We start from the raw sequence: 26882 nt of genomic DNA on the forward strand, positions 1-26882 counted from the left end.
TGCATTTCTTGATAATGTGTCTCAATTAACTTGACAGATGACTTTAATTATACTATGATAATCATGTTCAATTGAGAAATGGGAATTTCTGAGGGAACATGGATACTCATGAAAATTCCTGTTCGCGATTGAACGAATGTTCATTTTCTGTTTTTGAGGAGGAGTTTTCATGAAAAAGACTCTCGTTTCCGCACTGACGACGGCTCTTGTGGTTGGCGCTGCCAGCACGACGTTTGCTGCTGCAAACCCATTCTCTGATGTACCGGCAGACCATTGGGCTTATGACGCTGTATCCCAGCTCGCAGCGGATGGTGTCATCGAAGGCTACGGCGACACGACGTTCCGCGGCAACCAAAACATCACGCGCTACGAGATGGCTCAGATGATTGCAAAGGCCATGGCCAAGACGGATGTTTCCGCTGCCGATAAGGCCCTGATTGACAAGCTCGCAGCCGAGTTCTCTGATGAACTCAATAACCTCGGTGTTCGAGTAAGCAACCTCGAGCGCAACGCCGACAAGGTAAAATGGAACGGCGAGGCCCGCTATCAGTATTGGAGCCAGCGCGATAAAGACGCCGGCACGAGAAGCAATGACGACGAGCTGCTGCTGCGCCTCGAGCCGTCTGCTGAAGTCAACAAGAACTGGCATGTCAACGCCCGTATCGATGCCTACACGGATCTGGCCAAGGACAGCGCCGATACGAAAGAGCCGTATCATGGCGATTCGCAGGATACGAACCTCGACCTCGTCCGCGTTTATGCACAGGGCGACTACCATAACTTCCAGGTTAAGCTCGGCAAGTTCAATCCGATCGATGATGACAGCATCTTTGATACGGAGTTCTCGGGCGGCCAGGTCACGTTTGGCGACAAGACGACCTTGACGCTCGGTGCCGGCCGTCTCGATATGAGCGATGTCAGCACGTCGAACAACTTCAAGAACGAAGAGACGTCGAACATTGCCAATGGCGAAGATGCAGCCAACTACCAGTTTGTCGGCCTCGGCTATGAGAATGGCAAATTCAACGGCGGTGTTGATTATCATCATCTGAATGCAGACCACTTCAGCTACCAGAAAGAGAATCTGACGAGACAGTCGGATGAAGACAACGCGAATATCTGGCTCGTCAAAGCCGGCTATGCTTTCGACGGCACGAGTGCTTTGAACGGTTTCTATGCCAACAATACGTCGGCCGATGACCTCAATAAAGCTTGGAGCGCCGAGTATGACTACAAGGGAGCCGATGCTGAGAACAAAGGTACCTGGGGTGCCTGGGCTGCTTACCGTTACCTCGGGGATAATACGGCTCTCTTCAGTACGTTCGATGCTGTCCTGCAGGGCCAGAAAGCTTGGGAAGTCGGCGCGAACTACACGCCGTTCCGCAATGTTGTCACGACGCTGCGCTATGCAAACGGCAAGAACATCGCCACGGACAACAAGATCGAGAACCTCTACGGCGAACTCGAATTCTTCTTCTGATCCTTTTCCTTTCCTTTATATATGCACACATGGGAAAAAGCTTCTGCTTCGGCAGGGGCTTTTTTCTATAGAAATGTAGGCATAACTTGACTTTTCAAGGGCTTGTAGTAAACTGATAAGGGAATTTGTCATTTGTAGGAAAAGGGGATATCGTCATGCCAAATCGTGCAGCCTGGGCCGAGATTGACCTCAAGGCTCTGAGACATAATTACGAAGAAATCAAGAAAAATATCAAAAACGGTGCGAAGCTCTGTGCCGTCGTCAAGGCCGATGCCTACGGCCACGGTGCTCTGGCTGTGGCGCGTGTCGCCGTTGAGGCCGGGGCTTCGTATCTCGCGGTCGCGACGCTTGGCGAGGCCATCGAACTCAGGGAAGCCGGCTTTACGACGCCGATTCTGCTTTTGGGCCTTGTTATGCCGGATGAGGCACGCGATATCGTCGATTACGATGTCACGCAGGTCGTCTGCGAGCTGCCGCTCGCCGAGGCGATTTCCAAGGAAGCCGTGCGTCAGCATAAAATTGCCAAGGTCCATCTGAAAGTCGAGACGGGCATGGGCCGCATCGGCATCCGTCCGGAGGAAATCGGCGCTTTGGCTGCGGCCGTCAAAAAGCTGCCGAACATCGAGATTGAGGGTATGTTCTCCCATTTTGCCATGGCCGACTCGAAGGACAAGACGTATACGAAGGGACAGCTCGAGAAGTTCGAGCAGGCCCTTGCCGAAGTCAAAAAGGCCGGTGTCAAGCTCAAAATCCGCCATATCGCGGAGTCCGCGGCCATCCTCGAGATTCCGGAGGCCCATTACGATATGGTGCGCGCCGGCGTCATCCAATACGGCATGTGGCCGTCGGACGAGGTCACGCATCCGATTGACCTCAAGCCGGTCATGAAGGTCTGTGCCAAAGTCGTCTTCATGAAGACCCTGCACAAGGGCGAGAGCATTGGCTACGGCCGTCAGTTCATCGCACAGCGCGAGAGCCGCATTGCGACACTGCCGATTGGTTATGCCGACGGCTATATCCGCGCTTATGGCAAAGAGGGCTGTGTGTCGTTTGGCGGCCGCCGCGCGCCGATTGCCGGCCGCGTCTGCATGGACCAGGTCATGGTTGACGTCACGGACCTGCCGGATGTCAAGGAAGGCGATATGGCGGTGCTGTTTGGCGATGACAGTGTCACGGTCGATGATGCTGCCAAGTGGCTGCATACTATCAATTACGAAGTCACCTGCCTGATTTCGCCGCGCGTGCCGCGCGTTTATAAAGGCTAAAAGGCTGATTTAGACGTATCTATTTATATAGAAAGAAAAGAAGCATCTCCGCTTTTGACGGGATGCTTCTTTTAGCATACGGTATTTTGTTATTCGATCTGGCCCTTCCAGTAGGAGAGGTCGGCGTCATTTAAAGGCAGGTCAATTTTCTGGCCATCCTTGTAGTTATAACGGAAGCGGACGCTCTTGGCTGCTTTGATGTCGTCGAGCGTGGCTGCCGGCAGGAAGACGGAGATTTCATTTTCCTTCTGGAACATGCCCTTATTCGTCTGTTTGACCGAAGCGATCAGCGGCCATTCCTTGCCGTCGGTCACGAGCGTGACTTTGCTGTCAGCCCTGCTGCCGTCGTAACGCGTATCCCAAACGGTGAAATGGGCGCTCGTGGCCGTGCCGTCGGAGCCGCGCAGGCCCGTGAACTCAATGCGGGCATAAGCCGACAGGCTGTCTGCCGTGCGCGTGTCATGGGAATGGAAGTAAAGAAGCGTGCCGAGGAAGGCAGCCACGATGATGAGCAGGATGGCAATTGCTTTTTTCATGAATCAAATTTCCTTTCGAGTTGTTTTTATTTTTTACCGCAAAAAAGCGATGGCAGAGGAGCCATCGCTTTGTATTTACTTGGCGTAAATCTTATTTGATGCCGGCACCATCGAGAGCGCTGCGGACACTCTGAGCTGCATCGTGCATCTTCTGGAGTTCATCGTCCGTGAGATGGATCTCGAAGGAACGCATGATACCATCAGCGCAGATCATGCGCGGAATGGAGAGAGCGACGTCCTTCAGACCATATTCGCCTTCGAGAACTGCGGAGCACGGCAGAATCGTGTGCTCATCATAGAGAACGGACTTGATGAAGCGGCAGGCTGCCATAGCGATACCCGTGTTCGTGAAGCCCTTGCGGTTGATGACATCGTAAGCAACCTGTACGAGCTCCTGCTCAACAGCTTTCTTGTCGAGCTTCTCGGATTTGTGGAAATACTCGTCCATGTGGTCGAGGGAGAAGCCTGCGCAGCCCGTCGTGCTCCAAGCAACGAAAGCAGCGTTGCCGTGCTCGCCGAGAACATAGCCGTTGATGTTCTTCGGGTCTACCTGGTACTTGTCGGCGAGGATGCGGCGGAAACGATACGTCTCGAGCATCGTGCCCGTGCCGAGGATGAGGTTGCGCGGGTAATCGAACTGAGTGGAAACAACATACGTAGCGACATCGAGCGGGTTCGTGATCATGATGATCATAGCTTCCTTCGTGCGCTTAACGATTTCACCGAAGACGGACTGCATGATCTTTGCGTTCGTGCCAGCGAGCTTCAGGCGATCCGGCGTCTCACCCGGGCGGATGGACGGGCCGGCCGTGATGACGATGATGTTTGCATCTTTGCAGTCATCGTAATCACCGAGGTGGAACTTGATGTTCGTGCTGTAGACGCAGCTCGTTGCGTGGCTGGAGTCAACAGCCTCGCCCCATGCCTTGTCAACATTGAGGTCGATCAGGGCAACTTCCGTTGCGAGCTGGAAGTCGGCAATCTTGTTTGCTACTGCAGAGCCAACGTTGCTGGCGCCGATGACGACGATTTTTCTTCTGTTGTTCATTGTTCGATAACCCCCTGTAAAATCGTAAAAGGAACGTAAAATTTCCCTAAGTCAAGTTTATCGTATCATCCTGTTTCGTCATTGTCAATGTGTCTTTTAAAGAAGTAAAAGAGATATTTTTCACAAAATTATCGTAAATTGTTGTAAATGACATGAAATTTTGCAAATTGGTATGAGATAAGGGCTGGATAGTCAAATTTGTGATTTTTTCGCTTGTTTTGCCCATTGTAAAAGATAAAAAATTATTATATAGTATATCAGTAGAAAAGAGGGCAGGCAAAGGCATCCGGCAAGTACTTCCCGCTGGTTTTCAGCTGGCTCTGCTAAAATCTTTTCAAAGGTATTATTTGTATCATTGCGTTTTTATTCTTTCGGAAGGGGATTTCAATAAAATGTTTGGTATGTCAATGGATATCGGCATTGACCTTGGCACGGCCAATGTGCTGGTCTATGTAAAGGGAAAGGGCATTGTCCTGCGCGAGCCGTCGGTTGTGGCTGTCGATAAGGACACGAACCGCGTTTTGGCGATTGGCGAGGAGGCACGCCGCATGATCGGCCGTACGCCTGGCAATATCGTCGCCATCCGTCCGCTGCGTGAGGGCGTCATCGCGGATTATGATATTACAGAGAGCATGCTGCGCCATTTCATCGAGAAGGTTGTTGGCCGCAGCTTTGTTTTCCGTCCGCGCATCATGATCTGCATCCCGTCGGGTTGCACGATGGTCGAGCAGCGCGCCGTACAGGAAGCCGCTGAGCAGGCAGGTGCCCGCCATACGCAGCTCATCGAGGAGCCGCTCGCAGCCGCTCTCGGTGCCGGCCTCGATATCGTGGAGCCGTGCGGTTCTATGATTGTCGATATCGGCGGCGGCACGACGGATATTGCCGTCATCAGCCTCGGCGGCATCGTCAACAGCGAGTCGCTGCGCATTGCCGGCGATAAATTCGACTCGGATATCATCGCTTACGTAAAACGCGCGTTTAACCTCATGATTGGCGAACGCACGGCTGAGGACATCAAGTTCAAGGTCGGTGCTGCTTATCCTGAAGCCCGCGATGAAACGCTCGATATTCGCGGCCGCGATCTTCTGACGGGCCTGCCGAAAACCGTGCAGATCACGACGAAGCAGGTGGCAGAAGCCATTGGCGCTTCTGTTTCGCGCATCGTCGAATGCGTCAAGAAGGTTCTCGAGGAGACGCCGCCGGAGCTTTCGGCTGACATCATGGACCGCGGCATCATTCTGACGGGCGGCGGCGCGCTGCTCTTCGGCCTCGATGAGCTCATCCGCCGTGAGACGGACATCCCGACAGCACTTGCGGATGACCCGCTCTCCTGCGTAGCTCTTGGCTGCGGCAAAGCACTCGACACGTTCTCGAAGTTTGACGGCAAGGCTATGAACCTCAAAATCGGGAAATAATGATTGAATTCCCTTCCCCGCAGACTTTGCCTGTGGGGAAGGTTTTTATTTGTGACAGGTTATCTGTTATTTATAATAGAAGGAAAAGGAATTGGAAGGAAGTTTTCGGATGAATATCAAACGGATCGGCCGCCGTGCGGCCGTCTTTGCCGCAGCTGCGGTATTCCTCATGCAGAGCTTTGCCATGGCGGCAGGGCTTACATCCATGCGTTTTCACAGCGGCAGCGAGCATGACCGCGTCGTTTATGAATTTTCCTCGCTGCCTGTGTATACGACTTCGGTTTCGGCCGACGGCCGTACGCTGACGCTCGACCTCGCCGATACTTCGTATCAGGGTTTTCAGGAGGTACCGGCCAAGGGCACGCGCATTTCGTCGATTTCCTACAATAAAAAAGGCAAGCATCTCATCGTCACGATGAAGCTCAAGGCCGGACTTTCTTATCAGGTGCATACGCTGAAGAATCCGACGCGCCTTTTTGTCGATGTCCTGCCAAGTTCTGAAGTCACGGGCAATACGGACGCAGCGCAGAACGCGCAGGTGCCTGCAGCCAATACGTCGAACGCAGAGAACACGGCAAATACGTCAAATTCATCAAGCGCCGCTTCTTCGTCCTCTTCTAAGACTATGCCTTCTGCCATCGATGGCGACTATGTCCAGCAGATTGCACCGGGCCTTGTCGAGCATACCTATGTTTATTGGGACGATTACGGCAAAGTCTCGGCCTGGTTTTTAGAGGCTGACCCTGCTCGCTATAAACTCGTGCCGGTCCTGGCCAAAGGCAAAATCCCCGGGCGCGAGGCCGTCAGCGGCATTGTCGCGCGTGCGGGCGGTGTGGCCGGCATCAACGGTTCGTATTTTGCCCCGAATGGCGACCTCATCGGCGTGACGAAGATCGATGGACAGGTCGTCGGCACGACGTATTACACGCGTTCGGCGTTCGGCCTCAAGAAAGACGGCACGCCGATGTTCGGCAAAATTTCGTATAACGGCACCGTTATGGTCGGCGGCACTACGGTCAGCGTGGGCGGCGTCGACTGCGAACGCGGCGAGGACAGCCTCGTTATTTACAACCGCGCGTACGGCGCGACGACAGGCACGAATGAATACGGACGTGAATACGTCGTAAGGAACGGCCATGTCACGGATATCCGTCAGAACAATTCCCCGATTCCTGCGGACGGCGTCGTCCTTTCCGTGCATGGCACGGTGGCTGACGAGCTCGCCGGCGTCCAGGTCGGCGATGCCGTGAAGATTACGGAAGACCTCGGCGACGACTGGGACGATGCGGATTTCATCATCGGCTGCGGTCCGCGCCTCGTTGCGAACGGCCGCGTCTATATGACGGCGGATGAAGAGGATTTCCCTGCTGATATCCGCATTGGCCGCGCACCGCGCAGCGCTGTCGGCATCACGAAGGATGGCAAGTACCTTTTGGCAGTCGTCGACGGCCGTCAGTCGCACAGCGTCGGCCTGACGCTCACGGACTGGGCGAAGCTGCTCGTGAAATTCGGCGCGCGCGATGCCCTGAATCTCGATGGCGGCGGTTCGTCCGACCTTGTGATCAATGGCGATGTACAGAATTCGCCCTCCGATGGTCAGGAACGCCTGGTCGGCGATGGTCTTGTGCTCGTACGGAAATAAGAATACATGTCAGGAAGGATAAATCTGCGGATTCTATCCTTCTATTTGCATATATTGAGACACAGGGCTGGACGAGTATGTTATAATGGGAAATAGCAATATTTTTTCCGATTCTTAATTTTTGCGTTTACGAGGTGAATACGCTTGCATAAATTCATGAAGAAGGTCGTTGCAGCCGGAATCGCTGCGATGTTCTTCGCAACGGCTGCCGTTCCAGCCCATGCCATGGACCCCATCCTGCCTTTTCAGGATGTCCAGCGCGGCATGACGGGTACGGCCTATACCGTAGTGGACAGTTCTGGTGAAATCCGCAGTTTTGATGTCGATATCATCGGCAATATGGATAATGGCAAAGGCTCGACCCGCATGATCATGGCGCGTGCCCGCGGCCCTGTGATTGAGCAGGCGGGCGGCATCCTGCAGGGCATGAGCGGCAGCCCTGTCTATGTCAATGGCCGCCTTGTCGGCGCCGTGGCTGCCGGCATCAAGGAAATGACGCCGTATACGTTCTTCATCACGCCAATCGAGGACATGATCCCGCTCTGGTCGATGCCGGACAATAAGAATAAGACGCGCCTTAAGACGGTCAATCTCCAGAAAGTCACGGAGGAACGCAAGAAAGAGGAAGCCAAGGCCAAGGCAGAAGACCGCAAAAAGGCAGAGACGAATGGCAATGCCGTGCTGAACCGCATTATGGATGTCATTCATGAGGCCGAAGATACCATCTCCGAGACAAAGAAAAAGCAGGAAGCAGTCAAGGCCGAGCCTGAGGCAAAAGATCAAGATAAGGATACGCAGGCTGCAGACGAAACGAAAGCACAGGACAAAGCTTCCGCAGAAAAAACGGACGAAGCAAAGACTGCAGAAGATGAGGCAGAAGCTGCGGCTGAAATTGTCACCGATGTAAAAGCTGCCAATACAAAAGAGGCCAAGGGAGCCGCGCTTACGAAGCAGCCAAAGGCTGTCATGTATCTGTCTGGCTTTAATCAGCCGGGCATTGACTTCCTGCAGAAAAACGTTCCGCTCGGGCATGATGTCACGTTCCTGCCGATGGGGGTACGCTCCGAAGGTGAGGGCAATACGCTCTACCATGCGAGCCTGCAGCCGGGCAGTGCCGTCGGTGTCGCCATCGTCTACGGTGATTTCGCTGTCGGTGCCACGGGTACCGTGACAGCGGTCGATGGCAGGAAAATCCTTGGCTTTGGCCATCCGTTCCTGCATCGCGGCAATGTCAACTACTTCATGACGGATGCCACGGTCGTCGGCACGATCAGCGGCCAGAGCAACGGCATGAAGATTGCCAATATCGGCAATATCATCGGCCGCGTCAATCAGGACCGTGAAACCGGCATCGCCGGCACCATCGGCGACTTTCCGACGGTCGTGCCGGTCAAGGTCCGCGTCAAGGACAATACCCTTGGCCGCACGGATGATTACGGTGCGCGCATTGCCTATGACGAAGACTTCCTGCCGGAGCTCTCGGGTGGCATTGCCTATGCTGCCATGTCCAAGACATCGGATACGCTCGCAGGCAGCACGGCCAATGTCCATTTCACGATTCGCACGAATGCAGCGGACGGCGGCAAATTCGAACGCAGCAATATGTTCTATAATACGGCCGATGTCGGCCAGATTGCCGTCGGCGAAATCATGCAGGCCATGAGCGTCATCTGCTCGAATACGGAGCAGGAATCCGATATCGTCGACGTACAGGTCGATGTGCAGATGGAAAATGGCCGCAAGACAGCGTCGCTCATTTCCGCAATTCCGGATAAGAGTGTCGTAAAACCCGGTGACCTCGTGAAATTTACGACGACCATCAAGCCGTACCGCCGTGACAAAGAGACGCTCCTGATTCCTTACCGCGTGCCGCTTACAGCCGCAGAGGGGCCATTGACTCTTGATATCCGCGGCGGCGGCATCACGCCGGTCACGACGCAGCTCAAGCTCCTGCAGCAGACAGGCGTTGACCTTCTCGCACAGGAAGACAAGACGGCGACGACAAAGGACAAGCTCCAGAGCCTCAAGCAGGTTGGGCGCAACAATGATATCATCATTGCCCCGGGTGCTTCGGCAGCTGCCCTGACGCCTCAGCAGCAGCGCAAGGCCCTGCGCGCAGCGCAGAAAGCCGCAGCCGAGGCTCAGAAACAGCGCAAATTCTCGTTCTCGCTGAACAATGCCAAGAAGGAGAATCCGGGCGAAACGAAATTTACCACGAATTATATCATCGACAATGCCATCCATACGACCCTGCAGGTCGAGAGAAAGTGACCGCCCCCTATTGTCAGCAGGTAAATATAATGGTACACTGGAAAATGATGCTTAAGACGCAGCGGGAGCAGACGCTGTGTTACTATAGGAGGAAAAGGGACTTAAATGGAAAAGTTGGTTATACATGGCGGACGCAGGCTGGAAGGCCGCGTCAAGATCAGCGGGGCGAAGAATGCGGTACTGCCAATCATTGCAGCGACGCTTCTGGGACAGGACACGCCGAGTCTTCTCGATGAAGTGCCGGCTCTTGAAGACGTGCACACGATCACGGAAGTTCTGCAGAAACTTGGCGTAAAAGCTGAATTCAATCAGGAAAAACACCAGCTCTTGGTGGACAGTACGGTCATCGGCAGCTGCGAAGCGCCGTATGACCTCGTGCGCAAGATGCGCGCTTCTTTCCTGATCATGGGACCGCTGCTCGCGCGCTGCGGTCAGGCCAAGATTTCGCTGCCGGGCGGCTGTGCCATCGGCACGCGTCCGATCGACCTCCATCTCAAGGGATTTGAGGCTCTCGGAGCTAAGATCCGCGTCGGACATGGCTACATTGAAGCTGCAGCTCCGGACGGCCTCAAGGGCGCGAAGATTTATCTCGATTTCCCGAGTGTCGGGGCAACTGAGAATATCATCATGGCCGCTTCGATGGCCGAAGGGCAGACGGTCCTTGAGAATCCGGCACAGGAACCTGAAATCGTCGACCTCGCCAATTACCTCAACGTCATGGGCGCCAAGATCCGCGGTGCCGGCACGAACGTCATCAAGATCGAGGGCGTGCCGAAGCTCACGGGACGTGACTACACGATCATCCCCGACCGCATCGAGGCCGGCACCTATATGGTCGCTGCTGCCATGACGCGCGGCGATGTCTACATCGAAAATGCCATCAGCGAGCATCTGAAGCCGGTCATTGCCAAGCTTAAGGAAGCCGGCGTGACGATTGAAGAGGATGTGAGCGGCATCCGCGTGACCTGTGACCACCGCACGAAGTCGGTCGACATCAAGACGATGCCGTATCCGGGCTTCCCGACGGATATGCAGGCTCAGTTCATGGCCATGATGGCCATTTCGGAAGGCACGGGCATGGTGACGGAGACGGTCTTTGAGAACCGCTTCATGCATGTCGATGAGCTCAAGCGCATGGGCGCAAAAATCAAGATCGATGGCCGCACTTCGATTGTCGAGGGCGTCGAGAAGCTCTATGGCTGTCAGGTCAAAGCCACGGACCTGCGCGCCGGCGCAGCGATGGTCCTTGCCGGTCTTGTCGCAGAAGGCGAGACGCAGGTCGGCTACATTCATCATATTGACCGCGGCTACGACAATCTCGTCGAAAAGCTCGTCGGTCTTGGCGCGGATATCTGCCGCGTGGATAAGTAAGCAAGATTTTTTGGAAAAGGCTGTTGACAAAACAGCCCTTTTTCTTTTTTCTTCATCTTGGCATTATACAATATAATAGTAGAAATTATACAGAACAGGAGAGAATTGAAATCATGAGCATCATCGAAAAGCCGCTGCAGCTGCAGCATCTGACACTCAAGAACCGCGTCATACGTTCTGCCGTGCACAGTTTCCTGGCAGGCAAGGACGGCTGTATGACGGATGCCGAATACGATATGTACGAAACGCTGGCTAAAAACGAAGTGGGCCTTATCATCACGGGACACTGCTGCGTTGATCCGCTGGGACGTGCCAATCCGGAACAGGTCAATATCTACAATGATGCTTATGCGCAGCAGTTCCGCAAAGCTGCAGAAATCGCGCATGCACACGGAGTCCTCTTTATCCCGCAGATCAACCATGCAGGACCGCGCGCGATTGACAACGAGGACCTTGTCGATGTCGTGGCACGTCCGCTGAAAAAAGGACGCCATGCGCGCGAACTGACCGTTGCAGAGATCCATCATATCGAAACCTGCTTCATTGATGCTGCAAAACGCATCAAAGAGACTGGCTGCGACGGTGTACAGCTGCATGCCGCCCATTCTTATCTGCTCTCGCGCTTCCTTGACCCCGTGTTCAACCAGCGCACGGATGCCTATGGCGGCAGCAGCGAAAACCGCTTCCGCATGGTGGAAGAAATCATCCGCGGCATCAAGGAAACCTGCGGCGAGGATTTCCCTGTGCTCTTAAAGGTCAATGTGGATACGAAGGACGAGGATGCGGAAGGATATCATGACGAGATGGTCTATCTGCTGCACCGTGCGAAAGAGCTTGGCATCGAGCTCGTCGAGTTTTCGGGAGCGGACTTCATCAATCAGCCGAAGGATGCAACGCTCTATTATTTCTCGCAGATTAAGCGCCTGAAGGACGAAGTGCCGGAAATGCCCCTGAGTCTGGTCGGTGGCGTGCGTTCCCTTGATGACATGGAAAAAGTCATTTCTGCAGGCATTGAATGCGTGTCTTTGGGCCGTGCCCTGATTGCCGAGCCTGACTTTGTCAAGAAAGAACTTGCCGGCGGCGAAAAGTCCATCTGCGTTTCCTGCAGCCGCTGCTTCGTACTGCCGCATATGCATCCGGGCATCCGCTGCATCTGGGCCTGGAAGAAGGAGCGTGCCCGCCGGAAGAAGGCTGCGGCAGAGTCTTAAGAAAATGTGAAAAGACTCTGAAAAGTACATCTTTACTTTACAAGTTGACAACTTTATAACGTAGTGATAATATACAAACTATCCATTAAGTATCCAGTGCAACGGCGCAAAAGGGATTATCAGATGGTTTGTACTCCACTGAGAGATAAATAAATCCTGAGCGCGCACGTCGCACATCGGGATTTATTTTTTTACAATTTTTTTGTATTGTTTTCATTGGGTAGGAAAGAAGGATTCATATGACAGGATTAATGCTTGTCGGTATCGCACTTGTCTGGTTTGCCTGTGCGTACCTGTTTTATGGACGCTGGCTGGCCAAAACCTGGGGCATCGACCCCAAGGCGCCGACGCCGGCTGTGCGCAAAAACGATGGTCAGGATTATGCACCGGCCTCGCGCTTTACGGTTTTCGCTCATCAGTTTTCGTCTATTACGGGTGCAGGCCCTGTAACCGGCCCGATCATCGCCGCGATGTTTGGCTGGCTGCCGGCCTTCCTCTGGATTCTGATTGGCGGTGCTTTCTTCGGTGCCGTACAGGATTTCACAGCACTCTATGCTTCCGTCAAGAATGACGGCAAGTCGATGGGCCTTTTGATTGAGCAGTATGTCGGCCGCACGGGCCGCCGCCTGTTCCTGCTGTTCAGCTGGCTCTTCACGCTGCTCGTCATTGCAGCATTTGCCGATATCATCGCCAAGACGTTCAACGGCTTTGGTCCGAACGGCACGCTGAACACGCCGGGTGCTCAGGCTGCCACGATTTCGATGCTCTACATCTTCGTTGCCATGGGCTTTGGCATCTTCATCAGCAAGGTCAAACCGTCTGGTGTACTGAAGTTCCTCGTTGCTGTCGTCCTCGTCATTGCCATGTTTGCCGTTGGCATGCAGTTCCCGCTTTACTTTGATGTACCGACTTGGCGTTATATCGTCTTCGGTTACTGCTTCATCGCTGCAGTCCTGCCGATGTGGCTGCTCATGGAGCCGCGTGATTATCTGAGTGCATTTCTGCTTCTCGGCATGGTCGCCGGCGGCGTCATCGGCGTTCTCGCTGCCAACCCATCTGTCAATATGCCGGCCTTTGTCGGTTTTGAAGTCAGCGGCAAACCGCTGTTCCCAATCCTCTTTATCACGATTGCCTGCGGTGCTGTCTCTGGCTTCCACAGCCTCGTTTCGTCCGGTACGTCTTCGAAGGCTATTTCGAACGAAAAAGATATGCTGCCAGTTGGCTACGGCGCTATGCTCTGCGAATGCATGCTCGGCGTTGTCGCCCTCGCGATTGCCTGTGCTGCTGCTTCTAACGGCGTCATGGCACAGGGTACGCCGTTCCAGATTTTCGCAAAGGGCATCAGCGGTTTCTTCACGAATATCTTTGGCCTGCCGGCTGGTTTCTCGGCCTGCTTCATCACGATGTGCGTTTCGGCCCTCGGCATGACGACGATTGACTCCGTTGCGCGCATTGGCCGCATGTCCTTCCAGGAAATGATCAAGCCGAGCGATGGTGTTGCACCGTCTGCCACGCAGAATTTCCTCATGAACAAGTATTTCTCCACGATTCTCACGCTCGTCTTTGCCTATGGCCTCTGCCTTGCCGGCTATATGAATATCTGGCCGCTGTTCGGCGCAGCGAACCAGCTGCTGTCGGCCCTCGTCCTGATTTCCCTCGCCGTCTTCCTTAAGATGACGAATCGCAAGGGCTGGATGCTCTATGTGCCGATGGTCTTCATGTTCATCGTCACGATGACGGCACTTGTCATGAGTGTCTATGGCGGCATCACGAAGCTCATGGCTGGCAAATTCCTCATCGGTGTCGACGGCCTGCAGCTCGTCATCGCCATCGCATTGATGATTCTGGCCTGCCTCGTTGTCAAGCACTGCGGCAAAGAGCTCCTCGAAAAGGGCAATGCCGTTCTTGGCAAATAATGAGCCCGGAGTCAAAATCTTGTTTGTATAACCCCTGAGTCATAAGAAAAGCCACGCTTTATGTTCCGGATAACCGGACAGGCATAAAGCGTGGCTTTTTTCTATTTTATTTTACTACATAGACTGCAGGGGATTTTTATTCTTTATTGGCGAGCTTGTAGATGGCGAAGGCGTCTTTGCGGGTCAGCGGATGGAAGGTGCCGAGTCTCTTGGTATCCTTGGCCGTGGCGAGGCTGGCGAGACTGTAGAGCTCGCTGTCGCTGAGGTGTGCGCCGAGCAGCTCCGGAAGGCTTGTCGGCACGCCGAGATTCTTGAAGTACGTGACCATCATTTCGATGCCGAGCTCAGCGCGCTCTTCATCCGTGCCGTCCGTGATGCCAAAGATGCGCTGGGCGAATTTGGCAAAGCGGGCCGGGTTGTCCTTGTAGATGTATTTGGCCCAGGAGCCCCAGAGGGCGGATAAGGAAGCACCGTGCGTGGCGTCAAAGCGGGCGCTGAGTTCATGGCCGAGTTTGTGGACGGAAAAATCCTTGTGGCGGCCGAGTCCCGTGAGGTCCGAGTGCGAAACGCTGCCGCACCACATGATCTCGCTCATGGCATCGTAGTCTTCCTGGTTTTCGACAGCCGTCTTAGATGTTTCCATGACCGTCTTAATCAGGGATTCTGCGACGCGGTCCGTAAAGGCATTTTCCTCTTTGTCGCAGGTGAAGTAGCGTTCGAGTGTGTGCATGAGGATATCGGCAATGCCGCAGACGAGCTGTTTTTTCGGCACGGTGAACGTCAGCTCCGGATTCATGAAGGCGAGGGCAGGGCGGTTTAAAGGGCTGCTCAGTCCGACTTTGCGCATGGTGTCCTCGTTCGTCAGCACGGACGAATCACTCGTCTCGCTGCCTGCGGCGGCAATGGTCAGCACGGAGCCGAACATCATGGTCTTTTCGAGTTTGGCACGTCCCGACCAGAAATCCCAGACATCGATGCCGGGATTGGCCGTGCCGTGGGCGATGGCTTTGGCTGAGTCGATGACGCTGCCGCCGCCGACGGCAAGGATGAAATTGGCTTTGAAGGCAAGTGCCTCGCGGATGCCCTCGCGCACGAGTGCAACGCGCGGATTCGGCTGGACACCCCCGAGCACCTGGAAAGCCAGACCATTCGAGGTCAGCTGGCATTCGATGCGGGAAAGCAGGCCGCTTTTGACGACACTGCCGCCGCCGTAGACGATAAAGACGCGGCTGGCCCCGTATTCACGCAGTTTTTCTGCGACCTGGTCTTCTGCATGGCGGCCGAAGATGATTTCGGTCGGCATTTTGAAATTAAAACTCTGCATAGTACAGCCTCCTAATAATGTATGAAATTGCGAGAATGATTTCTGTATCATATATTAGCGTTGTGCCGCTAAAATCCTGCTTATCTATATTTTTTGTACATCTTTATATTGTATACATTTATAAATTTACAATATCTCTGGATTTTTGATAAAATATCTGTTATGATGTAAAAGTATATGGCGCAAGAAACATAGTTACTATGCATTATTCATATAAAACTGTGTCATCTTCAGGAGGGAATATCATGAAGTCAGAGATCACCATCAAGACGGTGCGCTGCAAGGGCTGCGGCATCTGCGCAGCTTTCTGCCCGAAGTCTGTGCTGGCTGTCAGCGAGCTTGGCAAGATACAGGTTGTCAATGGCGAAGCATGCATCGGCTGCGGCCAGTGCGAGCTGCGCTGCCCGGATTATGCAATTTTTGTGGATAAAGTCAAGGAGGCAGCACAATGAGCAAAGCGAGATTGATGCAGGGCAATGAGGCATGTGCAGAAGGCGCAATTGCTGCCGGCGTAAATTTCTTTGCCGGCTACCCGATTACGCCGTCCACGGAGATTGCCGAGACGATGGCACGCCTGCTGCCAAAACACGGCGGCAAGTTCGTGCAGATGGAAGATGAGATCGCGAGCATGGGCGCAATCCTCGGCGCGTCGCTCGCGGGCAGCAAAGTCATGGACGCGACGAGCGGCCCGGGCTTTTCTCTGAAGCAGGAGCTCATAGGCTATGCGGCTTGCGCGGAAATTCCCTGCGTGCTCGTCGATGTACAGCGCGTGGGCCCGTCAACGGGTCAGCCGACAGCGCCTTCGCAGGGGGATGTCATGCAGGCCCGCTGGGGCACGCACGGCGACCATCCCATCATTGCCCTCGCGCCGTGGAGCGTGCGCGAGACGTACGATGCCACGGTCATGGCCGTAAATTACGCCGAACGCTTCCGCACGCCGGTCATCCTGCTCATGGATGAAGTTGTCGGCCATCTGCGCGAGAATGTCGAGCTGCCGGACCATGTGGAGGTTTACCCGCGCCGCAAACCGAAGAAGACGCGTGCCGAGGGCTATGAGCCGTTTACGCCGGATGAGGACCTCGTGCCGAATGTCGCGGACTTCGGCGAGGGCTATCACATCCATGTGACAGGCCTCATCCATGATGAAACGGGCTTTCCGTCAGGCAGTCCTGAGGTCACGGAGCAGTCCATCCGCCGCCTGCACGAGAAAATCGCGCGTGCCGGCGAAGAAATCATCCATACGGAGTCGTATTTCCTCGATGATGCCGATTATGCCGTCGTTTCGTTTGGCGGCTCGGCCCGCACCGCTTATGAAGCCGTGCTCATGGAACGCAAGAAGGGACGCAAAGTCGGCATGCTGCGCCTCATGACCATTTGGCCGTTTGCCGACAAAGCCATTGCCGAGCTTTCGAAAAAAGTCAAGGGCATCCTCGTGGCCGAGCTCAATTACGGGCAGATTGTCAACGAGGTGCGCCGCGCTGCTCACAGCGACTGCAAAGTTTCGCTCTGCGGCAAATATGATATGAGAGCATTTGAACCGGAGGATGTCACCTCCGCTATCGAAAATATGATTGCAGGAGGTAATGCGTGATGGAACGGAGCTTTGAAAAATATTTCCGCCAGAATCACCTGCCGCATCTCTGGTGCCCGGGCTGCGGCAACGGCATCGCGATGAAAGCCATCGTACAGGCCGTCGAGAAAAAGGGCTGGTCGCAGGATAACACGGTCATCGTTTCCGGTATCGGCTGCTCGTCGAGAGCTTCCGGCTATATGGACTTTGATACGCTGCATACAGCTCACGGCCGTGCGATTCCGTTTGCCACGGGCATCAAGCTTGCCAATCCGGACCTCAACGTCATCGTCATCACGGGTGACGGCGACTGCACGGCCATCGGCGGCAATCACTTCATTCACGGCTGCCGCCGCAATGTCGATTTGACGGTCATCATGTTCAACAACAATATTTACGGCATGACGGGCGGACAGGCCTCGCCGACGACGCCAATCGGCGCCAAGGCCACGACTGCGCCGTATGGCTCCGTTGACCGCACGTTTGATGCCTGCAAACTTGCGGAAGCAGCGGGAGCCACGTATGTGGCGCGTTCGACGGCCTTCCATGTACAGCATATGACGAACATGATTGCCGACGGTCTCGCGAACGATGGTTTTTCCTTCATTGAAGCCATGGTGCAGTGCCCGACGGCCTTTGGCCGCAAAAATCACATGGGCAGCCCTGCCGACATGCTCAAGTGGATGCGCGACCATGCCGTCATGAAAGCCGCATGGGATAAGCTGCCCGCAGAAAAACGCGCGGATAAATTCCCGATTGGCTGCCTCTATACGTCAAGCGACATTGACTACGATGCCGCATACGACCAGGTTATTGAGCGTGCAGGGGGTGCCAAGAAATGAGAAAACAGCTTAGATTATCCGGTTCCGGCGGTCAGGGTGTCATCACGGCGGCCATCATTTTAGCCGCAGCGGCCGTCGATGAAGGCAAACAGGCCGTACAGTCGCAGTCGTATGGTCCGGAAGCGCGCGGCGGTGCTTCGAAGTCCGAAGTCATCATCGACGACGCGCCGATTTATCATCCGCATGTTCTCGTGCCGGATCTCGTGCTCGCCATGACGCAGAAGGCCGCGGACAAGTACTACAAGGATTTGAATCCGGACGGTCTTTTGGTGCTCGATGAGCAGCTCGTGCCGAATGTACCGGATTTCCCGCATGTCGTACGCATCCCCATCACGAAGATTGCCATCGAGAAAGTCGGCAAACCGCTTTTTGCCAATATCGTAGCTCTTGGCGCACTCGTACGTCTCACGGGTATTGTCTCGTTTGATTCCATCAAGAAGGCTGTGGCAAATCGCGTGCCGCCGCATACGGTCGAACAGAATATGAAGGCTCTTGAGCTCGGCTGGGAAGCTGCTGCTTCTGCTAAGAATTGATTTTTGTCTGCTGGATAAATGAAAAGGACTGCCGTATGGCAGTCCTTTTTAAATGTGTATTTTTAGATTAGCATATGGCGCATGCAGAGCACGAGAAAGCAGACGATAGCCAGGCCAAAACTGAAGATTTCCACGCAGCGCACGGGATAAACGCAGTGCAGCGGGATATCGACGACGCGCGGAATATTGCTCGCGAGCAGGGAGATGGCAATCGAGATGTAGAGCAGAATATTCGTCAGCGGCACCATATGGACCTCAGAAAAGGCGCGCAGGAGCAGGTAGAGAGAAAAAGCAATGAAGAAATAAGCGACTTTGTCGCCAATATGGAAGTTCATGGGGCCACATCCTTTGGGTATCCAGAAATCAGCAAATTTATGACAACTGCGATATATGCTGTTTAATTCTGCATATAAATAGAAAAATCCTGCCATTTCCAAATGATTTAGAGGGATGACAGGATTTTATGTCGGCAAATTGTCAGCAGCCGCGCAGACCGCGGTAATGCTGGTGTATGGCCATGCTCAGGATGAGCAGCAGAAGACCGGAAAAGGCGAAGACCCAGTGCATGCCGAGGTAGGTCGCGATGAGACCGCCTAAAAGCGGTCCCGCCATGGAGCCGACCTGCTGAGCGGCAAACAGCATGCCGAAAATGCGTCCTTTATAGGAAGCGGGCGTGTTGTTGGCGAGTACGGCATTGATGGAAGGATGAATGCCGCAGAAAAAGAGTCCGCCGACAAACTGCATGATGGCAAAAGGAACGAGCGTGTCCGGAATGCCCTGAATGATCATGCTGATGCCGGCACCGGCCATGCCGAGACACATGGCCCGGAAGAAGCCGCGCCGCTGGCCAAATGTTCCCCAGAATGGCGCCGCGATGGCACCGGCAATGCCGCCGAGCGAGAAGACGAGGCCTGCGACAAAGACGATATTCGGCAGAGGGCCGGCGAGTTTTGCGATGTAGGTCGTGATGACCGGCTGCAGGATCAGGATGACCATCTGCACGAGGGTGCCGCAGAGCAGCATATTGCGAAGAAGCGGCATATGCCAGGGCGAAACAGAGGGCTTTTTTGCCGCTTCCTCGGATTTCGCAGAGGCTTTGTCTACTGGCGGCTCCTTGATGATAAAGGTGAAAATCAGGAAATTTGTAAAGAGGGCGGCCGCTGCGAGGAAAAAGGAATAGCGCATGCCGACAGCCGAGGCAAGGATGCCGCCTAAAAGCGGTCCGACGACGCCGCCGGCTGTCAAAGTCCCCTGCATGACGCCGAGACAGAAGCCGAGTTTCTTTGGCGGGGCATAAAGCGTCATGATGGCGAGGTCCATCGGCCAGAGGCCTGAGGCAAAGCCCTGAAACAGGCGCATGAGCGTGAGCTGTTCCGGCGTCTGCACGATGCCGCCGAGAAAATAACTGACGGACAGGAGAAAACTCGCGCGCATGGCCATGAGGCGTTTTCCTTTTGTATCGGCCATGCGGCCCCAAATCGGCGCCATGATGGCCGACACGAGGAAAGATGCTGAAAAGACGATGCCCGACCAGAGATTGACGTTATCCTCCGAAACACCGAGGTCCATCGTCAGGTACATGGGCAGAAATGGGATGAGCATGGTATAGCTCGAAGACATGAAGAGAATATTACAGGTAAGAATCGCAAGAACAAGCTTCCAATTCAAGAAAAAACCTTCTTTCCGCGGCTGATTGCTTCGTAATCAGGTAATTAACATCTTTTTATTTTATCATGGGAAGGGAAATAAGCAAAGCTTATTCCGCATGCTTGCTTTTTTCGCCTGATGTGGGGATAATAGAAGAAGGTTGTTTCCATATAAAGGAGGCGCAATTTATGTCAATCAAACTTTTTGTGACCGATCTGGACGGGACGCTGCTGCCGAGCGGGGCAGATGTTCCTTCTGAAAATATAAAAGCCGCGCAGAGAGCCGTGCGCGCAGGCGTTACCGTGACGATTGCCACGGGCCGCATGTATCGTGCTGCTTTGCCTGTAGCGAAGGCACTCGGCGTCGACGTGCCCATCATCACCTACAACGGTGCCATGATTAAGTCGACGAAGGGCAGGGTCTATTATACAAATTTCCTGAAGCCGGAAATCATCTGTCAGGTCATTGACTTTTGCCGTGAGCAGGGCTGGTACCTGCAGTCGTACAGCAAAGATGAGCTCTGGGTGCCTGTGCACGATGAGCATGCGCGCCATTATGAGCAGGAACAGCAGATAAAGGCCAATGTCGTTGGCTGGGACGCTCTGAAAGAACACACGGAGGAAGTCTGCAAGCTGCTGACGATTTCCGAGGACAGTGAGGAGACGGACCGCCGCATTGCCGTACTCAATGAGCATTTTGGCCGTGATATCGTGGCCATGCGCTCCAATGCCCGCTACTGCGAAATCGTCAATCCGGGCGTCTCGAAGGCCGAAGGCCTCAAAAGGCTCGCCGAAAAGCTCGGCATTTCCATTCAGGAGACGATGGCCATAGGCGATTCGTATAATGATTTGCCGATGCTCAAGGCCGCGGGCCACAGCGTGGCCATGGGCAATGCGGTACCGGAAGTCAAGGCTGTCTGCGATTATGAGACAGCGTCCTGCGAAGAATTTGGTTTTGCCAAGGCAATTGATACGTTTGTGCTCGGAGGTGGAGCAGATGAGTGAGATGATTGAGAAAGAGAACAAACCGGAAGATGCCTTCCGCCTCGTCATTGTGACGGGCATGTCGGGCGGCGGTAAGACGCAGGCCAGCCGCTATCTTGAGGACCTCGGCTATTTCTGCGTTGACAATCTGCCGCCGGTCTTTATCCCGAAATTCGTGGAGCTCTGCAAGCATGCGGGCGGCCACGTCCGCAAGGTCGTGCTCGTCGTCGATACGCGCAGCCGCGAGTTCTTTGATACGTTTGTCCATATCCTCAACGACATGGACAAGGATGATGTTCCCTATGAGATGCTCTTCATGGATGCTTCGGACCCGGCCATCATCCGCCGCTATAAAGAAACGCGCCGCCGCCACCCGATGGCCCCGTCCTCGCGCATCACGGAAGGCATTGCCAAGGAACGCGAACGCCTCGCACCGGTGCGCGCGAAAGCTACTTATATTATTGATACTTCGGAGCTCCGCAAGGTGGATTTGCGCGATAAGATTCACCGCCTGTTCGGCACGGCCGGAGGCGAGCAGATGAACATCAATGTGCTGTCGTTTGGCTTTAAGTTCGGCATGCCGCTCGATGCGGATATGGTCTTTGACGTCCGCTTCCTGCCCAATCCCTTCTATATTGAATCTATGCGCCATAAGAGCGGCGCTGTGCCGGAAGTGGCGGAGTACATCGCCAAATGGCCGGTCACGAAAGAATTCACGCGCATTCTCGATGAGATGATGGATTTTCTCGTGCCGCAGTACATCAAAGAGGGCAAGAGTCAGCTCGTCATTGCCGTGGGCTGCACGGGCGGCATGCACCGCAGCGTCTATATTGCCAAACACATCTTTGACCGCCTGACGGCACAGGGGTATCCGGCGCGCCTCGAGCACCGCGACCTCATGAAGAACGATGTGCGCGAACATGTACGTGAGGAGTGTTAAGTCATGCATCTTTTGAAATGGCTTTATCCGGGCATGAAGTTCAAGCGCTGGCTGCTGCTGTTTTCCGTTGGCGTCATGCTGGTCAGTCTGGGACTTGCACTTGTTTTCAACTACAAATACCTCGATGTCATTGAAGAAGCCATCTTTCGGGCTGTTTATCTTTGGAAGGGCAGCTATAATTACATGTTCACGACGCTCGTGGGTATTGCCGTGGTCATCGTGGGCATCGGCCTCATGCTGATTGCCACGCGCTTTGTCATTCGTTCGGTCATCACGGTCCTGCTGCCGGACAATTCCGAGCGCCTCGTCGATATCATTTACGAAAAACGCCGTCTTGGCAAGGGCCCAAATATCGCGGTCATTGGCGGCGGACACGGCCTTTCAGTGCTTTTGCGCGGCATCAAGGCCGCGACTTCGAATATTTCGGCCGTCGTAACCGTTGCCGATGATGGTGGCTCGTCGGGCCGCCTGCGCGAAGACCTCGGTATTATCCCGCCGGGAGATTTGCGCAACTGTCTTGTTGCTCTCGCCGATACGGAGCCCTTGATGGAAAAACTCTTTCAATACCGTTTCAAGGGCAAGAGCGAGCTTGCGGGCCATTCGTTTGGCAATCTCTTCATCGCGGCCATGACGGAAGTCACGGGCGATGTCGAGATGGCCCTGCGCGAATCGTCGAAAGTCCTCGCCGTCAAGGGCGAGGTGCTGCCGGCATCGAAGGAGCACGTGCGCCTTGATGCCGTCATGGACGATGGCACGGTCGTTGAAGGCGAGTCGCATATTCCGGAAGTCCACAAGCACATCCGCCGCGTCAAGCTCTTCCCACCGCATGTGCAGCCCGTGCAGGCTGCCCTCGATGCCCTGACAAATGCCGATGCCATCATTTTAGGCCCGGGCAGTCTTTATACGAGCATCATGCCGAATCTGCTCGTCGATGGCGTCGCCGAGACCCTGCGCAAGAGCAAGGCCGTCAAAATCTACATCTGCAACGTCATGACCCAGCCGGGCGAGACCGACGGCTACACGGCTTCCATGCATGCCAAGGCCATCATCGACCACGGCGGACAGGGCGTCATTGACTACATGCTCGTCAACAATGCACCGATTTCCAAGGATATGCAGGAGTACTATGCCAAAGAGGGAGCCTATCCCGTCAAGGTTGACGAAGAGGCCATCAATGCTCTGGGCATTGGCTTTATCAAGGCCGATATCATCAACGAGTCCGATGTCATCCGCCATGACCCGCAGAAACTCTGCCATAATGTCATGAAGATGGTCGATGGCCTGCGCCCCGGCAACGGCAGTGACCATTATATGCGCAAGTCTCACCAATAAGAGGAAATGAAATTTGAGGAGGCGTCGTTTTGCCATCATTTGCCACAGAAGTCAAAAATGAGCTGGCCAGACTGAATTATGAAGAATCCTGCTGCCGGACGGCGGAGCTCGCAGCTCTCCTGCGCATGGGCGCGGCGATGACCTTTGGCCTGCACCATACCTTCGGACTGAATTTTACGACCGAAAATGCAGCCGTGGCCCGCAAGACCCTGCAGCTCCTCAAAAGTGAGGGCGGAGGCATCCGTACGGAAATCACGGTGAGCCGCAGCCGCCGCCTCAAGAAAAACAACAGCTACACCGTCCGCGTCATGCCGGAGCCGCCTGTGACGGCCCTGCTCGAGCACCTTGGCTTTTTGCATGATGAGAGTCTCAACATGGATTCAGACATGGGCATCCTGAAGAAAAATTGCTGCCGCGCAGCTTATCTGCGCGGTGCTTTTTTGGGCGGCGGCAGCGTTAATCGGCCCGAGGCGAGCTATCATCTGGAACTCGTGACAGGGAGCTATGGCCTTGGAAATCTCCTTTACACCCTGATGAAGCGCATGGATTTTCCGGTGGGCTTTACGGACCGCAAGGACGTCTACATTGTATATTTGAAGGAATGCGATGCCATCATCGACTTTTTGGCGATGATGCATGCAGATAAGGCCGTGGAGGCCTTCGAGGTTGCGCGCAATATCAAGGAAGTTCGCTCCCAGGTCAACCGTCTCGTGAACTGCGAGACGGCCAATCTGCAAAAGGCGGTGGATGCTGCCGGCCGTCAGCTGCAGGACATCCGGATTCTGCAGGGCCGTGAGGGCGGGCTGAAAGCTCTGCCGGAACGTCTGCGCGAGACTGCTGAGGCGCGTCTTCAGGACCCCGGTGCGAGCATCGTGGAACTTGGGGACATCCTTGGCGTCAGCAAGTCCGGCGTAAATCACCGCCTGCGCAAGCTGCATGAGCTGGCCATGGCAGAACTATCCGGAAAAGAACAAGAAAAAAAGAACGAGGAAGGGGAGCCTGAAATTTGAGTCGCTTGAAAAAATGGTTATTGAGTTTATGCTTTCTGCTGCTGGCATGCTTCCTCTGGCTGGTCTTTTCACCGGCACCGGAGGGCGTTCCTGTGCTGGAATACCACGAAGTAGCGGATTCTGTAGATGATGACGCTTACATCTATAATGTACCGCCTGAGGATTTCCGTCAGCAGCTGGATTATTTGAAGAGTCAGGGCTATACGACTATCTCCATGCTCGACTACATGAAGGCCAGGCACGGAAAAATGGAACTGCCGGCCAAACCGATCATCCTGACGTTTGATGATGGCTACGAGGATAACTACACGACGCTCCTGCCAATTCTTGAAGAATACGGCATGAAGGCTACGGTCTATGTCATTACCAATCAGATTGGTCAGCCCGACTATCTCAATTGGGACGAGCTGCGCGATATGCAGAACCGCGGCATTGAGATTGGCAGCCATACGGCCAATCATGATCCCTTGACACAGATGGATGCCCAGCGGCGTGAGGATGAAGTCCGTTTGTCCAAACTCCTGCTCGAATGGAATGGCATTCATACGGTCTATACATTCTCGTATCCGAACGGCGCTTTTGACGAAACGATGCCGGCTCTGCTCGAAAAGAATCAGTATCTGACCGCTGTCACGGGGGATGCGGGGCTCAACACCATGGCGACCAATCCGTACCTCATGCAGCGCGTCAATATCCCGCATCCGCGTTTCGGCCTTACGGAATTCAAGCTGAGACTCTGGAAAACGGAGGTATTCACAAAACTCGGCATTCATCAGCATCTTGAAGAGGTGCAGTAAATCGTTTTTTATCAAGACGGTCAGAAAAGAGGAAAAGAGGAATCGATACGTGAATTGTAAGATGAAGATTGTGGCAGGGCTCATGGCCTGTACCATCTCAGCCCTGTGCTTTTCGTCAAATGCCATGGCTGGCAGCCCAGGGGAAACTTCTGCTGCCCTGCAGCAGGATAAACTCATCCAGACTGGGAAAACACAGCTGGCAGAGAAGGCCCTGCAGACTGCCGAGCCAGTGAAGAAGGAAAAAGTCAGGAAGAAAAAGAAGGCACAGGAAACGCAGAAATCGGAGGATACGGTCGTGCGCATTCACCAGAAAGTGGCTGAAATCCTGCGCGAACACATGGCAAAAAATCCGCGCAGGAATCTCCTGAAATCCCATATGATGAAAATATGGCCGGTGGAGTCAAAGGACGAGGGCGGCACGCTGCTCTTTTCGGACAGCCCGGAATCCGTTACGGAAGATGGCATTCTCTATCAGGATGTCGTTCAAGGGGATGCCCGTGTGCTGTATTATCATCTGAACAGCAGCGATGCCGACAAAAAAGTCGCTGTCGTGCTGCAGAGCATGGATAATCAGCCGGCCATCGTGCGCGTGACGCGCGGCGGCACGAGCGACCCCAGCCCGGACTATCTTCATGTTGGCAAAATGACGCAGATGGCTTATTTTGAAGGCGAGGCGTATGGTGATATCTACATCGGCCGCGGCCGCCACCGTCTGCTCCAGGAGAGTATGGATACGACCATTCTGCATCCGGGCGATCTCGTTTACGGCGTTTACGATTTTTCGACCAACAGGCCGGTCAAAGTTTCGGTTATCATGTATCCGGCTGATGCTAATCCATATGAATTTTTAGAGCAGGCACAGGTGCTGCCCAAAGATGAACAGCGCCTGCGCGGCACTTTCCATGGCATGGACCGCGTGATTACTTCCGAAAAAGTCTACGATCCAGCGAATGACGGCATTGTCTATTTCCCTCTGGCTGATGATATCCATGACCTCTACCGCACGGGCATTGATGCGACGGATGGCAGCGAAGTCAAGAACTACGGCAATTATGGCATCCTCTATAAACTGCAGATCCCAACGCTGAAGGGCGGGGCTACGCAGTATTATCTGAGCCCGCTGGGCGGCATTTATGCCGGTGCAATGACGGTTCGCACGAATGGGACGCAGCGCCGCATGATTGAAACCCCCTATGGCAGGCCGTATTTTGGCGATTCGACGCCGCCGGAATCCGACGCCACGCAGAAGGCACGCGAGGAGGGACTGGCCATCCTCACGGATGACACAGAACTTGCTGACCTCGGTTCGTATGAGGACGATACGCCCGTCACGTTTGAATTCTCGCCGCCGGGTGCTTCTAATCTGCCTATTAACATCATCATGATGCCGGCGGAATAAAAGGATAAATAAGCGTTCAGGATATCTCAAAGCGATGTCCTGAACTTTTTTTAACTTTTTTTCAAAATTAGTGTTGACAAAAAGCATAAAACCCTGTAATATATTACAAGTCGCCGCAAGACACAGGCAGACATGAGAAAGACGATTGAGAGCTCCTTGACCGGAAGCCATTCGCCACTATCATGAAAACCTAATCTCTTCAAAAATGAAAAGAAAAAAGTTCTTGACAGAATGAAGAAGCTGCGATATAATAAATGAGTCGCTTGAAGCGAGAATGCTTCGAAAGACCAAGTTGTTCTTTGAAAACTAAACAATGCAACATGAATCATTTGTGATTCAAGCCAGATGTTATT

The 26882-nt window shown here is 54.2% G+C and carries 23 protein-coding genes; 18 read left to right on the plus strand and 5 right to left on the minus strand.

Annotated elements, in window-relative coordinates; genetic code table 11:
• The first annotated feature begins 169 nt into the window (after nt 1-169).
• Nucleotides 170-1480, plus strand: coding sequence for an S-layer homology domain-containing protein (locus tag ACE419_RS10915; protein ID WP_435722019.1), 1311 nt, complete (start codon nt 170-172; stop codon nt 1478-1480).
• Nucleotides 1481-1635: 155 nt separating this feature from the next.
• A complete protein-coding gene (gene alr, locus ACE419_RS10920; RefSeq protein WP_435722020.1) occupies nt 1636-2745 on the plus strand; it encodes an alanine racemase in 1110 nt (369 codons plus the stop codon).
• Nucleotides 2746-2834: 89 nt separating this feature from the next.
• Here alr and ACE419_RS10925 read toward each other — a convergent pair whose 3' ends face one another.
• Both ACE419_RS10925 and ACE419_RS10930 read right to left on the minus strand, forming a co-directional pair.
• Entirely contained in the window at nt 2835-3281 is a 447-nt protein-coding gene (locus ACE419_RS10925) for a hypothetical protein (protein ID WP_432648425.1), read from the minus strand.
• A 91-nt stretch (nt 3282-3372) separates the two neighbouring features.
• Complete coding sequence (locus ACE419_RS10930; protein WP_295715175.1) at nt 3373-4329, minus strand: L-lactate dehydrogenase; 957 nt, start codon at nt 4327-4329, stop codon at nt 3373-3375.
• 392 nt (nt 4330-4721) lie between these two features.
• Between ACE419_RS10930 and ACE419_RS10935 the strand changes: the two genes are divergently transcribed.
• The 6 genes from ACE419_RS10935 to ACE419_RS10960 all read left to right on the plus strand — a co-directional run bounded on the left by ACE419_RS10935 (nt 4722) and on the right by ACE419_RS10960 (nt 14152).
• Nucleotides 4722-5744 carry a rod shape-determining protein gene (locus ACE419_RS10935; RefSeq protein ID WP_036378469.1) on the plus strand — a complete coding sequence of 341 codons (1023 nt, stop codon included), beginning with the start codon at nt 4722-4724 and terminating at the stop codon, nt 5742-5744.
• 109 nt (nt 5745-5853) lie between these two features.
• On the plus strand, nt 5854-7386 hold the full coding sequence (locus tag ACE419_RS10940) for a phosphodiester glycosidase family protein (protein WP_435722021.1): 1533 nt from the start codon (nt 5854-5856) through the stop codon (nt 7384-7386).
• Nucleotides 7387-7542: 156 nt separating this feature from the next.
• The gene (locus ACE419_RS10945; protein ID WP_435722027.1) at nt 7543-9657 is read left to right on the plus strand and encodes a SpoIVB peptidase S55 domain-containing protein; all 2115 of its coding nucleotides are present in this window, start codon (nt 7543-7545) and stop codon (nt 9655-9657) included.
• A gap of 105 nt (nt 9658-9762) precedes the next feature.
• Nucleotides 9763-11028 (plus strand): UDP-N-acetylglucosamine 1-carboxyvinyltransferase, encoded by a 1266-nt coding sequence (gene murA, locus ACE419_RS10950; RefSeq protein WP_435722022.1) that lies wholly within the window; start codon nt 9763-9765, stop codon nt 11026-11028.
• A 113-nt stretch (nt 11029-11141) separates the two neighbouring features.
• A complete protein-coding gene (locus ACE419_RS10955) occupies nt 11142-12236 on the plus strand; it encodes an NADH:flavin oxidoreductase (protein ID WP_432648495.1) in 1095 nt (364 codons plus the stop codon).
• A gap of 239 nt (nt 12237-12475) precedes the next feature.
• Nucleotides 12476-14152 carry a carbon starvation CstA family protein gene (locus ACE419_RS10960; RefSeq protein ID WP_432647387.1) on the plus strand — a complete coding sequence of 559 codons (1677 nt, stop codon included), beginning with the start codon at nt 12476-12478 and terminating at the stop codon, nt 14150-14152.
• 136 nt (nt 14153-14288) lie between these two features.
• On the opposite strand, the gene ACE419_RS10965 is transcribed toward ACE419_RS10960, so the two are convergent.
• On the minus strand, nt 14289-15476 hold the full coding sequence (locus ACE419_RS10965) for an iron-containing alcohol dehydrogenase (RefSeq protein WP_435722023.1): 1188 nt from the start codon (nt 15474-15476) through the stop codon (nt 14289-14291).
• A 245-nt stretch (nt 15477-15721) separates the two neighbouring features.
• On the opposite strand from ACE419_RS10965, the gene ACE419_RS10970 reads away from it, so the two are divergent.
• Genes ACE419_RS10970 through ACE419_RS10985 form a run of 4 tightly spaced genes read left to right on the plus strand, consistent with a single transcriptional unit; the run spans nt 15722 to nt 18421 of the window.
• The gene (locus ACE419_RS10970; protein ID WP_295632761.1) at nt 15722-15928 is read left to right on the plus strand and encodes a 4Fe-4S dicluster domain-containing protein; all 207 of its coding nucleotides are present in this window, start codon (nt 15722-15724) and stop codon (nt 15926-15928) included.
• Entirely contained in the window at nt 15925-17067 is a 1143-nt protein-coding gene (locus ACE419_RS10975; RefSeq protein ID WP_432647389.1) for a 2-oxoacid:acceptor oxidoreductase subunit alpha, read from the plus strand. The genes ACE419_RS10970 and ACE419_RS10975 overlap by 4 nt, the downstream gene beginning before the upstream one ends.
• Complete coding sequence (locus tag ACE419_RS10980; protein ID WP_432647390.1) at nt 17067-17888, plus strand: 2-oxoacid:ferredoxin oxidoreductase subunit beta; 822 nt, start codon at nt 17067-17069, stop codon at nt 17886-17888. The genes ACE419_RS10975 and ACE419_RS10980 overlap by 1 nt, the downstream gene beginning before the upstream one ends.
• Complete coding sequence (locus ACE419_RS10985) at nt 17885-18421, plus strand: 2-oxoacid:acceptor oxidoreductase family protein (protein WP_435722024.1); 537 nt, start codon at nt 17885-17887, stop codon at nt 18419-18421. The genes ACE419_RS10980 and ACE419_RS10985 overlap by 4 nt, the downstream gene beginning before the upstream one ends.
• A 62-nt stretch (nt 18422-18483) precedes the next feature.
• Here ACE419_RS10985 and ACE419_RS10990 read toward each other — a convergent pair whose 3' ends face one another.
• Together ACE419_RS10990 and ACE419_RS10995 are read right to left on the minus strand one after the other, a co-directional pair.
• Nucleotides 18484-18756 (minus strand): hypothetical protein, encoded by a 273-nt coding sequence (locus ACE419_RS10990; protein ID WP_432647392.1) that lies wholly within the window; start codon nt 18754-18756, stop codon nt 18484-18486.
• A gap of 142 nt (nt 18757-18898) precedes the next feature.
• Nucleotides 18899-20089 carry an MFS transporter gene (locus ACE419_RS10995; protein ID WP_435722025.1) on the minus strand — a complete coding sequence of 397 codons (1191 nt, stop codon included), beginning with the start codon at nt 20087-20089 and terminating at the stop codon, nt 18899-18901.
• Nucleotides 20090-20256: 167 nt separating this feature from the next.
• Here ACE419_RS10995 and ACE419_RS11000 point away from each other — a divergent pair, with 167 nt between their 5' ends.
• Genes ACE419_RS11000 through ACE419_RS11025 form a run of 6 tightly spaced genes read left to right on the plus strand, consistent with a single transcriptional unit; the run spans nt 20257 to nt 26529 of the window.
• On the plus strand, nt 20257-21072 hold the full coding sequence (locus tag ACE419_RS11000; protein ID WP_432647776.1) for a Cof-type HAD-IIB family hydrolase: 816 nt from the start codon (nt 20257-20259) through the stop codon (nt 21070-21072).
• A gap of 1 nt (nt 21073) precedes the next feature.
• Complete coding sequence (gene rapZ, locus ACE419_RS11005; protein ID WP_432647781.1) at nt 21074-21991, plus strand: RNase adapter RapZ; 918 nt, start codon at nt 21074-21076, stop codon at nt 21989-21991.
• A gap of 3 nt (nt 21992-21994) precedes the next feature.
• The gene (gene mgfK / locus ACE419_RS11010; protein WP_432647777.1) at nt 21995-23323 is read left to right on the plus strand and encodes a gluconeogenesis morphogenetic factor MgfK; all 1329 of its coding nucleotides are present in this window, start codon (nt 21995-21997) and stop codon (nt 23321-23323) included.
• Nucleotides 23324-23352: 29 nt separating this feature from the next.
• Complete coding sequence (gene whiA / locus ACE419_RS11015) at nt 23353-24333, plus strand: DNA-binding protein WhiA (RefSeq protein WP_432647778.1); 981 nt, start codon at nt 23353-23355, stop codon at nt 24331-24333.
• A complete protein-coding gene (locus tag ACE419_RS11020; protein ID WP_435722026.1) occupies nt 24330-25130 on the plus strand; it encodes a polysaccharide deacetylase family protein in 801 nt (266 codons plus the stop codon). The genes whiA and ACE419_RS11020 overlap by 4 nt, the downstream gene beginning before the upstream one ends.
• 49 nt (nt 25131-25179) lie before the next feature.
• Nucleotides 25180-26529, plus strand: coding sequence for a copper amine oxidase (locus tag ACE419_RS11025; protein ID WP_432647780.1), 1350 nt, complete (start codon nt 25180-25182; stop codon nt 26527-26529).
• Nucleotides 26530-26882: the final 353 nt, after the last annotated feature.

It is taken from the genome of Mitsuokella apri, from assembly GCF_047974105.1.
Taxonomy (GTDB): domain Bacteria; phylum Bacillota; class Negativicutes; order Selenomonadales; family Selenomonadaceae; genus Mitsuokella.

Coding starts and splice junctions, on each gene's coding strand:
- ACE419_RS10915 (WP_435722019.1), top strand. CDS start 170: ATGAAAAAGACTCTCGTTTCCGCACTGACGACGGCTCTTGTGGTTGGC.
- alr (WP_435722020.1), top strand. CDS start 1,636: ATGCCAAATCGTGCAGCCTGGGCCGAGATTGACCTCAAGGCTCTGAGA.
- ACE419_RS10925 (WP_432648425.1), bottom strand. CDS start 3,281: ATGAAAAAAGCAATTGCCATCCTGCTCATCATCGTGGCTGCCTTCCTC.
- ACE419_RS10930 (WP_295715175.1), bottom strand. CDS start 4,329: ATGAACAACAGAAGAAAAATCGTCGTCATCGGCGCCAGCAACGTTGGC.
- ACE419_RS10935 (WP_036378469.1), top strand. CDS start 4,722: ATGTTTGGTATGTCAATGGATATCGGCATTGACCTTGGCACGGCCAAT.
- ACE419_RS10940 (WP_435722021.1), top strand. CDS start 5,854: ATGAATATCAAACGGATCGGCCGCCGTGCGGCCGTCTTTGCCGCAGCT.
- ACE419_RS10945 (WP_435722027.1), top strand. CDS start 7,543: ATGAAGAAGGTCGTTGCAGCCGGAATCGCTGCGATGTTCTTCGCAACG.
- murA (WP_435722022.1), top strand. CDS start 9,763: ATGGAAAAGTTGGTTATACATGGCGGACGCAGGCTGGAAGGCCGCGTC.
- ACE419_RS10955 (WP_432648495.1), top strand. CDS start 11,142: ATGAGCATCATCGAAAAGCCGCTGCAGCTGCAGCATCTGACACTCAAG.
- ACE419_RS10960 (WP_432647387.1), top strand. CDS start 12,476: ATGACAGGATTAATGCTTGTCGGTATCGCACTTGTCTGGTTTGCCTGT.
- ACE419_RS10965 (WP_435722023.1), bottom strand. CDS start 15,476: ATGCAGAGTTTTAATTTCAAAATGCCGACCGAAATCATCTTCGGCCGC.
- ACE419_RS10970 (WP_295632761.1), top strand. CDS start 15,722: ATGAAGTCAGAGATCACCATCAAGACGGTGCGCTGCAAGGGCTGCGGC.
- ACE419_RS10975 (WP_432647389.1), top strand. CDS start 15,925: ATGAGCAAAGCGAGATTGATGCAGGGCAATGAGGCATGTGCAGAAGGC.
- ACE419_RS10980 (WP_432647390.1), top strand. CDS start 17,067: ATGGAACGGAGCTTTGAAAAATATTTCCGCCAGAATCACCTGCCGCAT.
- ACE419_RS10985 (WP_435722024.1), top strand. CDS start 17,885: ATGAGAAAACAGCTTAGATTATCCGGTTCCGGCGGTCAGGGTGTCATC.
- ACE419_RS10990 (WP_432647392.1), bottom strand. CDS start 18,756: ATGAACTTCCATATTGGCGACAAAGTCGCTTATTTCTTCATTGCTTTT.
- ACE419_RS11000 (WP_432647776.1), top strand. CDS start 20,257: ATGTCAATCAAACTTTTTGTGACCGATCTGGACGGGACGCTGCTGCCG.
- rapZ (WP_432647781.1), top strand. CDS start 21,074: ATGATTGAGAAAGAGAACAAACCGGAAGATGCCTTCCGCCTCGTCATT.
- mgfK (WP_432647777.1), top strand. CDS start 21,995: ATGCATCTTTTGAAATGGCTTTATCCGGGCATGAAGTTCAAGCGCTGG.